The 13,716-nt window shown below is 60.7% G+C and carries 4 protein-coding genes; 1 reads left to right on the forward strand and 3 read right to left on the reverse strand.

Annotated features, from left to right (window positions below):
• The first annotated feature begins 4 nt into the window (after positions 1-4).
• Complete coding sequence (locus tag FBR45_RS01360) at positions 5-1,441, forward strand: MOP flippase family protein (protein WP_138498634.1); 1,437 nt, start codon at positions 5-7, stop codon at positions 1,439-1,441.
• A 2-nt stretch (positions 1,442-1,443) separates the two neighbouring features.
• Here FBR45_RS01360 and FBR45_RS01365 read toward each other — a convergent pair whose 3' ends face one another.
• The 3 genes from FBR45_RS01365 to FBR45_RS01375 all read right to left on the reverse strand — a co-directional run bounded on the left by FBR45_RS01365 (position 1,444) and on the right by FBR45_RS01375 (position 13,697).
• Positions 1,444-1,620 (reverse strand): hypothetical protein, encoded by a 177-nt coding sequence (locus FBR45_RS01365; protein WP_171044809.1) that lies wholly within the window; start codon positions 1,618-1,620, stop codon positions 1,444-1,446.
• A gap of 77 nt (positions 1,621-1,697) precedes the next feature.
• Positions 1,698-6,941: a non-ribosomal peptide synthetase gene (locus FBR45_RS01370; protein ID WP_138498638.1), complete on the reverse strand. Its 5,244-nt coding sequence runs from the start codon at positions 6,939-6,941 to the stop codon at positions 1,698-1,700.
• 51 nt (positions 6,942-6,992) lie between these two features.
• Entirely contained in the window at positions 6,993-13,697 is a 6,705-nt protein-coding gene (locus tag FBR45_RS01375; protein WP_138498640.1) for a polyketide synthase, read from the reverse strand.
• Positions 13,698-13,716 lie beyond the last annotated feature (19 nt).

Consider the following 13,716-nt stretch of genomic DNA (forward strand, 5'->3'; position numbering starts at 1 on the left):
CGTAATGAGTAACACCCGTAAGGCCATGAATGGCGGCAAGTGGATCACAATTGCCACGGCCATTTCTACCGTGTTTCAGTTTGCGCAGGTAGCCGTTCTGGCCCGGCTGCTGGCGCCCGCCGACTTTGGGGTTGTGAGCGTCAGTAACCTGATCATTGCGTTTTTCGGGGTGTTTGCCAACCTGGGTTTTTCCAACTCGATTATTTATAAGCAGGAAAGCGACCGGCGCGTTCTATCGACCCTCTACTGGCTGAACCTGGCGGTTGGGGTGCTGCTTTTTGCGATCATATACATCAGCACACCGCCCATCGTTGCGTTCTACGAAGAGCCTCGGCTCGGGCGGGTGGTCCGGCTGGCGTCGTTTTATTTCCTGATTGTTTACTTCGGGCAACTGTACCTGTTCCTGCTCGAGAAAGAGCTGCGGTTCAAGTCAGTGGCCATCATCGATATCATAGGCAGCGTTGTGTCGACAGGGGTAACGCTGTCGCTCGCGTTCAACCAGTATCAGGAGTTGTCGCTCATTATTGGTTCACTGGTTGGGCAGGCGGTGCGTAGTGCTCTCCAGGTTGCGCTGGGCCGGCCGTTTTTTCGACCGATGCTGGCCTTCAGGCTGCACGATGCCAAAGAACACCTGCGGTTTGGCATATACAACATGGGCGATGGCTTTCTGGGCTTCATCCAGTCAAACTCCGATAACATTTTTATCGGGGGCCTGCTCGGGGTAGAGAAACTCGGGTTCTACACGATGGCCTACCAGCTGGCTATTTTTCCCGTCATCAAGCTGAACCCGATTATTTTGCAGGTAGCGTACCCGATTCTGGCGAAGATGAAAGACAGCGCGGCCGACCTGAAGAAGTCGTACCTGAAAATTCTGGATTTCATTAGCTACTGCAACCTGCCGCTGCTGGCGGGGCTGTTTATCACGGCCGAAACGGTGGTGCCGCTGTTTTACGGACCGGGCTGGGAAGAAACCATTCAGCTGATCCGGATTTTCGTGTTTGTCAGTGTTTTCTTTTCGCTGAGCCACCCGCTCTTCACGCTGGCCTTTACCAAGGGGAAGCCTAACCTGTTGTTTTACCTGAATCTGGCTACGTTGCTCGTGAAGATTCCGCTGGTTTACGTGGGAGGCCGGTATTTTGGGGTTACGGGCGTGGCCTATGCATTTCTGCTTACGACCTTTCTGAATATGCTGGCCAATTTCGCCATTGTGCATTACCTGGTCGGTAGCTTTCTGGGCGTTTTCCTGCAAAACATAGCTAAGCCGGTGCTGTTCTGCGGGCTTATGATTGGCGTGGTTATGCTGTACAAAATGACCGTTGGGCATGAGGGCTGGCTAAATGCTGGTGCTGAGATTGCGCTGGGCGGGGCGGTATATCTGGCCCTGACGCTGGCTTACAAACTGCCCTTCTCCGAGATCAAAGCCTACCGCCAGGCGCTCTAGCTTTATTCCTGTTTATTGATGATGAAGCCCGGTAGCGGGCAGAACATGCCACCCCTACGGGGTTTGTAGTCGGGCATGGTTGTTTGGCGTGGACATGCCATCCGGATGGGGTGGTGGGTCGGAGAAGGTTGCCGGGTTGATAACGTGCCGTAGGTACGCGACCTGGCTCCGGTGTGCATGGGATAACAAACGTCAAAGGCGGAACAGACGCGCATCATGAGGTGCGCGTCTGTTCCGCCTTTGGCTAACTTCTGCTTTATGCCTGATCCAGCGCGCGTTGCAGGGCCAGCGCCAGCGCCTTATCGTTAGGCGGGTACATGAGCGTAGCATGGTCGCCGGGAACGTCATGGACGCGGACGCCCTGCCGGGCAAAGTCGTTCCAGCCGAGGTAGACCTGGTCATCTACGAAATACAGCCGGGTCATTGCCCGGAATAGGTCGAGCTTTCCGTTGTAGGGCTGTAGCCGGTAAGCCTCAAAGGCCTCTTCGTGCTTTTGCATAATGTATTCCATATGCCCCAGTTCAGTAGCAGGTTTTGGCTTGCTGGCCAGGCCCAGACCTTCCAGCAGCAGTTGCCCCTGCCGGGTAAAGTACTCCTGCTGGTAGCGTAGGGTCTCTTTAGGCTGGTTGATCAGCGACCGGCCAATGAAGAGCATCTTCGGGAACTGCCGCCCAATCCGCCAGACCAGCCGACTGAACTGACTCTTGTGCGAAACCAGGGCGCGGGCGTCGGTGTCGAACATGGCCAGCAGCTTGATTTCCTTGCCCATGGCCCGGAGTTGCTGCGCCATCTCGTAGGCTACATACCCCCCAAACGAATAGCCCGCAATGGCGTAGGGACCCGTTGGATTCTGTTCCAGCACCTCCTGAATGTAACAGGCCGCAATATCTTCCATCCGGTTCAGCGGCTCTTCGGTACCGTCGAGACCGCGGGCCTGCAGGCCGTATATGGGTTGCTCGGGGTCCATGTAGGTCGAGAGGCTGCTGAAGTTGAGCAGGTTCAGCCCGATGCCGTGGATGATGTAAATCGGGGTTTTGCTGCCCTGCGGTTTGATCGGCACCAGCGACTTAAACGTGCGGGTCGGTTTGTCGGGTTGCAGCAGCTGGGCCAGCCGATGGATGGTCGGGTATTCGAACAGCATCGATAGCGGAAAACGCCGACCGGTTTCGCGCTCCAGCTGGGTCATTACCCGTACGGCCAGCATGGAGTGACCACCCAGGTCGAAGAAATTGTCGTGAACGCTGATGCTGTCGAGACCGAAAACACCCGTCCAGATACCGGCCAGCAGCTTTTCTTCGGGCGTTTGTGCGGCCACGAACCGGTTCACAACGGGCACTTCGGTCGGCTCGGGTTTCGGCAGCGCTTTCCGGTCAATTTTTCCGTTGGCCGTAACGGGCAGTTTGGGCAGCGACACAAACTCCGTCGGCACCATGTAGGCCGGTAATACCTGCCGGAGCTGCTCTTTCCAGGCCGCAATATGCTCTTTCGAAACGGTTGTAAACGGTTTGTACGGGCTTTTGACGTACTCGTTCAGGCGCTCGTGGGTTGTAACCAGCGCCGACGGCTTCGGCGGAATAGCCCGTCGGTCGGCCGGTATGAAGACGACTTCGAATCGGTTGTCGGTATGGCTGCCCGTCCAGCGAACGTGGGCCCGGAATCCGTGCTGGCTGGCCAGCCCCCAGAAATCGTTCGGGTCAACGCCGGTTTCGGGCAGGGCATTGTACCGGTCCTGCACCTCGCCAATAAAATCGTCGGGCCGGGCTTCGCCGATGAACTGGAGCAGCGCATGATCTTTTGCCGTACGTCGGTTAGGCAGATTGACCACCTGGATAACCTGCTGCGGATGGCTGCTGAGCAACTGCCCGATTGCCGATACCGACAGCCGGTTGTCCCACTCGATGCGCTGGTCTGGCGTGGCTACGGCAGGCGGAGTGCCTACGTAGAGCCAGATGTCGTAATCGTAGCGGGTGGCTTCGTTCCGGTAAACGCCTTCGCGCAGCTGGATGTCAACGGCCGTAATACGCGGAATAAACGCTGGCAGACGATAAAACAGGGCCGGGTCGGCCATCAGCTCATCGTCCAGCTGCACCCGCCGGTCCAGCGCCGTCCGGAACTCGGCCACGGTACGGGTACCGCTCGTGCGCCGGATCAGGTCAATGGCGTGGTACATGGTCAGCGTGTGCTTGCCCTGCATACCGCCAATAAACACACAGCCGCCATCGGCCGTAGCGTTAGCGGCCCGTTCGATGACTTTCAGCAGGTAGCCGAGGTCAGGAAAATACTGCGCCACCGCGTGGATAAGCACCATATCGAGCGAGGTCGGCTCGATACCCGTAAAGTCATCGGCGGGGGCGGTTTTTGCCAGCACGTTCGCCCATTTGGCGGGCTGCTGCTGCAGTTTCTTCGACAGCGTGTCGATAGCGGGCTGCGAGTAGTCAGTGGCGATGTATTGCCGAACGTGCGGGGCCAGTTCAAACACCAGTTGCCCCCCTCCGCAGCCGAGTTCAAGAATGCTGGCTGGCTTCAGGGCTTTGATACGCCGAACCGACTGCTGCATCCATTCTTCGTTCTGCTCATGGGCGTTGGCTACGTCGCTCACCTGAGCCACAATGGCCGCATCGAGGTTCTGGTCGGCCAGGTCCAGGTCGCTTTCCGATTCTTTCCCCAGCGTATAGATTGTGTTCCAGTGTTCCTGCCATTCGGACGAGCCTTCGTCGCTGCCCGATGCGCTCGGAACCACGTAGGCCACAAGCCGCTGATCGCCGGGCCGATCTTCGCGTGCAATGACAACGGCATCCTGAATGTCGGGTTGCTGAAGCAGGTTGTACTCGATCTCGCCCGGTTCGATGCGATGGCCGCGAATCTTGATCTGCTGATCGATCCGCCCCATGTACTGCACATCGCCGTTGGGCAGAAAGCGCCCCAGATCGCCGGTGCGGTACATGCGGACGCCCGTTGCGGCCTCGGTCACGAACTTCTCGGCGGTCAGGGTGGCCTGGTTCAGGTACCCAATGCCGACACCCGCACCCGAAATGCAGATCTCGCCCGACGAATCGGGGTTCTCGGGGTTGATGATGATGGTCGTGTTGGCAATGGGTTGCCCAATGGTGATCAGCTCATCGTCGGGTAAAATCTTTTTGCCCGTGGCATAGATCGTGGTTTCGGTCGGGCCGTAGAAATTCCACAGTTCGCCACAGAACGAAAGCAGCTGCTGCGCCAGGTCTTTCGAGAGGGCTTCGGCGCAGGAGATGATCCGAACGTCGCGGGTGCCGCGCCAGCCCGATTCCAGCAGCATCCGCCAGGTGGCGGGGGTAGCCTGAACAAAGGTAATGGCTTCGGTGCGGAGCAGGTCGGCCAGGGCCGGTCCGTTGCGGCTGGTATCGGTATCGACAATGACCAGCTCGGCACCGGTCAGGAGCGGCAGGTAGATTTCGACGGTGGCGAGGTCGAACGCAATAGTAGCCAGCGAAACGGTTTTGTCGGTCGGGTTCAGGCCAGGCTGCTGCTGAACGCTCAACATGACGTTTACCACGCTGTTGTGTTTGATCTGCACGCCCTTAGGCCGCCCAGTAGTGCCGGAAGTGTACAGCACATAAACCGGCGATTCGCCCGCTACGCGGATCGGCAGGTCGTCGGTTGCGTAGCCCGGCAGGGTTGGCCAGAGGTCTTCGAGCAACAGTTCGCGCGCGGTTACGGCAAACCTACCCTGATGAACCCGATTGGTCAGCAGCACCTGACAGCCTGCGTCGGCCAGTACGTAACCAATCCGGTCGGCGGGGTGGCGCGGATCGACGGGAATGTAGGCCGCGCCCGCTTTCATGACGGCTACCAGACAGACAACCATCTCCAGCGACCGCTCTACTGCCAGACCCACCCGGTCGCCGGGTTGTACGCCCGCTTCGACCAGCACCCGCGCCAGCTGGTTGGCCTGCTCGTTCAGCTGCGTATAGGTCAGCGTCTGCTCCTTAAACCGAAGGGCGGTTTTGTGCGGAAACTGCCGAACGGTATCCCCAATAAAGTCGTGCAGCGCCCGGTCGCTGGCAAACGACAGCCGTCGCCCAAGGCCCGGTTTGTCGGCGCGGACCGGACTTGCCACCGGCGCAGCCACGGGCGCCGGGACCGAAGCGGGTTGGCCCAGGCGCGTATCGGGCGAGGCCGACAGGGTCTGTAACAGCTCGACAAATTGCCGATGAAACGACCGGATCGTTTGTTCCCGAAACAGCTGGGTATTATATGACCATTCGATCTGTAGCGCGTCGGACGAGCCCGTGGCGTTTATCGATAGTTCGAAATTTTCGAACGCGCGAGGGTTGGTGTCGAAGCGGTAGTCGAGGCCGTGAAAGGCGACTCCATCGGCCAGACCCATGTCCATGTTGAAAACCATCGGCACCAGCGGCAACCGCGACGAATCGCGCGAAATCGGCAGCTTTTTGAGCAGACTACCGAAGGTGAGCTGCTGGTTGTCGAAGGCGTCGAGGAGGTCGATTTTTCGTTTCTGCAGGTAGGCGCCGAACGTCAGCTCCGGCTGCGGAAAGCTCCGGAGGGGCAGCAGGTTCACACAATGGCCCACCAGCCGGTCGTGGCCGGTCGCGGACTGGCCCGCAGCCGGTAAACCCAGCACGATGTCGGTCTGACCCGTCAGTCGGTGGATCAGTACTTCAACGGTGGCCACCAGGGTGGTTACCAGACTGCACCCGGCTTTGGCACCCATCTGCCTGACGGCCTGTAGCAGCGGCCCGTCGACCGTAAAATCGATCCGGTCGCTCTGGAACGTACGGCGGGTTGGGCGAGGTGAGTCGACGGGGAGGTCCAGTACGGGTACCGAGCCCGCAAACTGCTGTAGCCAGAACTGTTCGATCTGCCGGTAGTCGGCTGTCTGTACAAACGCCCGCTGCTCCAGCGCGTACTGGCTGAAGGCATCGACGGGCGGCAGCACCGGCTCCTGATGCCGCACATAAGCCGAGTATAAGCGGCCCAGATCCTGCATCAGAATACCCGTCGACCAGCCATCGCATATGATATGATGGGCGGTCAGGACAAAATGAAAGCGGGTATCACTGTATTTGATCAGCCCGGCTTTGACGAGCGGGCCGTGGGTCAGGTCGAAATTGGTCTGTACGTCCTGTTTCAGGTAATCGGCTACCAGCCGGTCCTGATCGGCGGCTGACAGCGCCGAGCCATCGACCAGCTCCAGCGGCACCGACAGCTCCCGGAAAACAATCATCTGCTCGCCGTCGGCGCTGAAGGCCGAGCGCAGGGCTTCGTGCCGCTGCACAAGGGCGTGCCAGGCCCGCTCCAGAGCCGGTATGCTCAGCTGGCCCGTAAAACGGAGCGAGATCGACTCATTGTAGGAGCGGTTTGCTTCGTTGCCCCCAAACTGGCACGCCAGCCATATTTCGCGCTGGGGTTCCGTGGTGTGGGTGACGAGCAGTATATCCGGTCCGGCAAACGGGTCGAAATCAACGGCGGTCAGTTGGTCGTAAGGTACAGTTGTCAGCATGCGTACTATCAGGTTGCCTCGGGTGTTGGACGAGGTGTGGACATTTCGGGCTTAGTTATTCACCTGCATATACTTACCTGGCAGGTCAGGATTGGCAACAAACCAGGCCGGATTTCCCTGGCGGTCGCGGCCGAGCCGGGCACCGGGAATAGGCGGTTGGTTTGCCGTGAGCAGCTGTCCCTGGGGAGCTGCGGGCGCGGGCAGACTACCGCGCATGAACCCGGCTTCGATCAGGGCGTTTACGCTTTCGCTAAAGGCTGCCAGTACTGCATCAAGGTCAGCATCCGTATGCGCTTCGGTCATGAAGCAGGGGAAACCATCCCAGATATGAATGCCTTTCTCCCGCATTAAGGTAAACAATAACTCGGTATAAGGAGCCTCATCCCTGAACTTGATTTTCCAGAGCGATCCATAATGAGCCACGAAAAATGGCAGCTGCCGGGTCTGGCAAATGGCGTTCATCTGATCGGCGAGCCAGGTCGTTTTGTGGGTGAGACCTTCCTGCAGACGGGGGCTGTTTTCCCGAATGTGGGTCAGCGACGCATGAGCCGCAGCCAGGGCCAGCGGATGGCGGACAAACGTACCCGCAAAGTAAGTGACGCCTACTTCAGGAACCGAGTTGTCGCCGTACTGCCAGGTGCCGCCGTCGAGGGCGTCCATAAAGGCTTTCTTCCCGGCAATTACACCGATCGGCAGGCCTGCACCCACCACTTTTCCGTAGGTGGCAATGTCGGCCCGGATATCCAGCACGGCCTGCATACCGCCTACGTGCATCCGGAAGCCGGTAATGACCTCGTCGAAGATCAGGGCGGTACCGGCCGAAGCCGTGATGGCGCGCACTTCTTTCAGGAAATCGACGGGTAAAAACTCCGGACGGCGGCTCTGCACCGGCTCGACCAGTACGGCGGCCAGTTCCGATGCCCGCTCCCGGATGATACGCAGGCTCTCGTCGGTGCCATACTCCAGAATCAGCATGTTCTGTACCGCTTCGGGCATGATGCCGGCCGCAGCCGGAAATGACTTCAGCTTTTTCGTGCCCCGAACCAGCACTTCGTCCATGATGCCATGATAGGAGCCCGTAAAGGCTACGATCAGCGAGCGACCCGTAATGGTGCGGGCCATCCGCATGGCGCCCAGCACGGCTTCGGAACCGGTGCTGCAGAGCGCAGCCCGGTCGGCGCCCGTCATCTCGCAGATGAGCTGGCTGACGGTACCGGCCAGTTCGTGTTGCGGGCCCACCTCGAAGCCATTGTCGATCTGCCGATGCAGGGCCTCGCGGATGTAGTCGGGCTGGTAGCCGAAGAAGTTGGAGCCAAAGCCGTTCAGTACGTCGATGTATTCATTACCGTCGACATCCCACAGCCGCGTTCCCCGCGACCGGTTGACGACAATCGGGTATACAATCTCTTTGGTCAGCGGCCGGAAACCGGATACGACCCGTGGGTCAGCCATTTGGTCCCGATGCTGTTCGGTATACGCTTTGCTCTCCGCCGTTTTCTGGGTGTACCGGGCCGTGAGCTGTTTCAGGAAGGTGTGCTGCCGGTTGGTCAGGTTGGCGGTTTGCCGGTCGATGCGGGCCGTGGCGCCAAACGGTTTTTTAAGTTCAGCGGCTTCTTCGGGGCTGATGTCAACGGCCTGTCCGTTCGGGATCGATATGGCTTTCCCGTTCGGTGCGGCATGGGCAGCCCCGTTGGTGCCATTCATATGCCCGTTCAGCACCGGAGCGGGCTGGGGGGCGGGAGCAGCGGCCGGTACCGGAGGTGCCGGCGTACCAGCCTGCAATAGAGCTACCTGTTTGGCCAGCAACTGGAGCTGCTGCGCAATCAGCCCCAGCGCGGTATCCGACCCTACCGATACGGGCGGTGTTGCATACACGGGTGCCGGGGCCGGGGCGACTATCGGTGCGGGGGCCGGGGCTGGGGCTGGCGTTGCCTGAACGGGGGCTGGCTGAAACTGATCGGCCGGGAGGGCCTTGTCGAGGTAGGCCGCCAATTCCTGGGGCGACTGATAATCGGTCGATAGCTGACGGAAGGTGATGGGGACGTTGAACTCCCGGCGCAGGGTAGTGGCTACCTGAGTCAGCAACAGCGAGTCGAGACCGATCTCCACAAAACTCATGGACGGCTGCACACCAGCCAGATCGATGCCGGATGCGTCTTCCAGCAGTTCATTGATTCGGTTAAGTAGTACAACGTTTCGCATAGGCGGTACGGGTAAGTGGGTCGGTTCAGTTGAGGTTGTATGGGTCGGCAGCGGCTCGGCCGGTGAGGGCGCAGACTGCGGGTAAGTTACGGGCGCGGGCGGGTCTACCCAGCATCGTTGTTTACTGAAGGCATAGGTAGGCAGCAGGACCCGGTGTTGCGGCTGGCCGGCGTAAAACGCGGTCCAGTCGGGGGTTAGCCCCAGTTGCCAGAACTGCCCCAGGGTTGTCAGCATCGACCGGCAGGTAACGGCCCAGTCGGTGGTTGTTTCGAGGCCGGTCAGTACCGGAACCGGTTTGCCCGCTGCCTGCTGCCGCGCCAGCGTGGCCGATATTTTGCCGGGCCCCAGGTCGAACAGCAGCGGGTTGTCGAAGGCCAGCATGGTATCGAGGGCCCCGGCAAACTGCACTGTTTCGCGCATGTGGCGCGCCCAGTAGTGCGGATCGGTGGCCCGGGCGTCGGTCAGCAGCGTGCCCGTCAAGGTCGAGATGATGGGCTTTCGAGGCCGGTTCAGCGGAACACGGGCTACCTGACTCTCAAGGGCATCGGCCACCGGGTCCATCATGGCCGAGTGGAAGGCGTGGCTCGTAGGCAGCCGCTTGTTCGGAATCTCCTGGTCGCTGAGCTGCCGGGCAAACTCCGATACGGCATCGTCAGGACCAGCCACTACGCACAGGTTTTTGCTGTTGATAGCCGCGATAGAAAGCGTTTCGGGTAACATGGCCCGGATGAGGTCGGCGTTTTTACGCACCGATAGCATCGAGCCACGGGGCTGTTCGCTGACGAGCCGCCCCCGCGAGCTGACTACCTGCAGCACGTCGGCCAGCGAGAAAACACCGGCCAGGTGAGCCGCCACAAACTCCCCGATGCTGTGGCCGCAGAGGACCGACGGCTGGATACCCCAGTGCATCCAGAGTCTGGCCAGGGCGTATTCAGTAATGAACAGGGCGGGCTGGGTGTAGCGGGTGTCGTTGAGCCGGGCTTCGGCATCCGCATCGGCCACATCGGGGTACATCACTGTCCGGATGTCGCGGTCGAGCTGGCCGGTCAGCAGGTCGGCGCATTCGTCGACGGCCTGTCGGAAAACCGGCTCATTCTCGTACAGTGGCCGACCCATGTTGAGGTACTGCGCGCCCTGGCCGGGAAACATAAAGACAATGTCGTCGGGTACCTGCCGAACGGGTGGTGCGGTCTGCACGGCAGGGTTTGTCAGGCTGTCGAGCAGGTCGGCCGTCGTGTCTGCCACCACGAACCGGCGGTGGGCCAGGGCGGGGCGGGTCGTATGCAGCGTATAGGCGATGTCGGCCAGGGCGGGTGCCCCGGCGGTTGCGAGGGCGTCGGCCAGCTTTTGGGCATAGGCATCACGGCTGTCTGCCGACCTGGCCGACCAGCTGATCAGCTGCGCGGGCCGTACCGGAGCCGTTGACGGGGCGGGTTGGGGCTGGTCGGCTTCTTTCAGCACCACATGTACGTTGGTACCGCCAATGCCGAATGAACTGACGCCCGCCCGACGGACCGACTCGCCCGACCAGTCGGCCAGTTGGGTGTTGACGAAAAACGGGCTGTTGGCGAAGTCGATGGCCGGGTTCGGCCGCTCGAAACCCAGCGACGCGGGTAGTTTCTGATGGTGGAGCGAGAGGGCGGTTTTGATGAGCCCGGCCACGCCAGCGGCTGCGGTCAGGTGACCGAAGTTGCTTTTTACGGAGCCGATTGCGCAGAACTGTCGACTGGTCTGTTCGCCAAACGCCATCGTCAGCCCTTCGATCTCAATGGGGTCGCCGATGGGCGTGGCCGTACCATGGGCTTCTACGTAGCTGATCGTTGCCGGATCGACCCCCCCGTCGGCATAGGCCGCCCGGATGGCCGCAGCCTGCCCTTCGGCGTTAGGGGCCGAGAAACTGCCCTTACCAGCGCCATCGTTGTTGACACCAACACCTTCGATAATAGCCCAGATGGTATCCCCGTCGCGCCGGGCGGCTTCGGCCCGTTTGAGCAGAACCACCCCAGCCCCGTCGCTGAATACGGTGCCGGTAGAGCCCGCGTTGAATGGGCGGGTATGCCCGTCGCTGCTGAGCATAGAGCCTTCCTGGTATAGATGGCCGCTGTTGATCGGGGCTGTAATGCTGGCGCCACCCGCCAGAGCTACCTCACACTGGCCGCTTCGGAGGCTCTGCACGGCCTGGGCTACCGCCAGTAGCGATGTTGAGCAGGCCGAAAAGACGCTGACGGCCGGTCCCTTGAGGTCCAGCGTGTAGGCGGTTCGGGTAGCGATGTAATCTTTTTCATTCAGTAGTTCGACCTGAAACGGCCCCGCAGCCGCTACCAGCTCGTGGTTGGGCAGTACGTTGTTGAGGAAGTAGGTGTTCTTCCCGGTACCGGCAAAGACACCCACCCGGCCGCCGTACTGTTGCGGCAGGTAGCCCGTCTGTTCGAGGGCTTCCCAGGCTATTTCGAGGAATACGCGCTGCTGCGGGTCCATGAGCCGGGCCTGGTTGGGCGCCAGTCCGAAAAATCCGGCATCGAACAGTTCGGCTCCTTCGATAACGCCCCGCGCTTTTACGTACAGGGAATCGGTCCGGAACGAGTTCGGAACGGCACCGTCCAGCTCGTCTTCGGTGAAGAAGCGGGTGGTTTCGCGGCCTTCGGTCAGCAGGTTCCAGAACGCTTCGATGGTGCTGGCCCCCGGAAAACGGCCCGCCATGCCGATAATGGCAATCTCGGCCGAAGCCTCAGGTTGGGCCAGTGCTTCGGGGAAGTGGGCCGGGCTGTCGGGGCCGGTAGCCTGGCTCAGATACCGGGCTATACCGGCCGGGGTCGGAAACTGGTAGAGCTTGGTAATGGGTAGCGTTAGTTGCTGTTGTTTCAGCCCCGCTACTGTTTGCTGCGCCAGCAACGAGTTGCCGCCCAGGGTGAAAAAATTATCATCAACGCCGACCTGATCGATCGCCAGCAGCCGCGTCCAGAGCGAGCAGATGGTGCGTTCGAGGGGCGTTTTGGGGGCGCGGTAGGCGCCGGCCGACTCCGGCCGTTTCAGTTCGGGGGCGGGGAGGAGTTTCTTATCGACCTTGTCGCTAATGGTGCGGGGCAGCCTGTCCATCCAGACAAAAGCCGACGGCATCATATAGTCGGTTACGCGCTGCTCCAGTTCGCGCCGGATCAGCGCATCGTCGGGCTGGCCCGTAACCGATACCAGATACGCGACGATCTGTTTCTGGCCGTTGCCGCCATCGCGCACCATTACCGACGATTCGGCCAGGAGCGGAATTTGCCGGAGGGCGGCTTCGATCTCGCCGAGTTCAACCCGGTTGCCGCGAATCTTGACCATGTCGTCGCGCCGACCCGCAAACTCCAGGGTGCCGTCGGGGCGGTAGCGGGCCATATCGCCGGTGCGGTACACCCGGTATTCACCCTGTTGCGGGTGTTGCCACTGAATGAACCGATCGGCGGTCAGGTCGGGCTGGTTCAGGTAGCCCGCGGCCAGGCAGTTGCCCGCAATCAGGATTTCGCCCGCTTCGCCGTTGGGCAGCAGGGTAAGGTCTTCATCAACAATGAACAGCCCGGCATCGACAATGGGCCAGCCCATGGGCGGAATAGTGGGCCAGGCCGACGCGTTGCCTTTCATCCGGTATTCGGTCACCCAGATGCTGGCTTCGGCCGGGCCGTAGACGTTCATCATCGTACAGTCGGGCAGGGCCTCGAAGAACGTCCGCATGGCCGGGGTGAGCTTCAGCTGCTCGCCCCCCATGGTGATTTCGCGCAGCTCGTCGGGAAAGCGGTTTTCGGCAATGGCCGCTTCGCAGAGGTACTGGATGGCCACGTAGGGCAGGTACGAGCGGTTGATGTGATGATCGCGTACGAATGCCAGCAACCGACCCGCGTCGAGCCGGTCGGCGTTGTCGATCAGGTGGACGGTGCCGCCGGTGCTGAGGGGTAAAAACAGCTCCTGCGACGATACGTCGAACGTCAGGTGGCAGAACTGCAGGGTGTTGACACCCATGCCTACGATGCCGTGCCGACGCTGCCAGTCCATCAGCCGGATCAGGCCGGTATGCAGCTGACAAACGCCTTTTGGCTGCCCCGTCGAGCCGGAGGTATACAGTACGCAGACCACCTCGTTCCGGTGCGTCACAGCCTGCGGGGCTACCTCATGATCGAGATCGGCCCGGACAACCGTCAGCCCCAGCGTCTCAAAAACACTGGCATCGACCCCGATCGACACGCCCGTTTTCAGGCCCGAGTCGGTAATGATCCGGCGGAGTCGTTGTTCGGGGTGCTCAGGGTCGAGCGGTAGGTACGCTTTGCCGGCTTTCACGATGGCCAGCACGCCAATGACCATCTCGAGGCAACGCCGGGTGCTGATGGCCACGTAGTCGGCAGTAGGGTCCTGTTGCAGAATGACCTGAGCCAGCGCATCGGCGCGGTCGTTCAGCTGCCGGTAGGTTAGCCGGGTGTTGTTATGCACCACCGCTACCCGGTCCGGATGGTCGGCAGCGACGCGTTCAACGAGTTGATGAACCAGCGGGAAAGATGTTACGGGAAGGCCGGTTGGTGTCATGGAGAAAGAAAGGTTTTCC

Origin of the sequence: Spirosoma lacussanchae, from assembly GCF_005870035.1 — a bacterium.
GTDB lineage: Bacteria > Bacteroidota > Bacteroidia > Cytophagales > Spirosomataceae > Spirosoma > Spirosoma lacussanchae.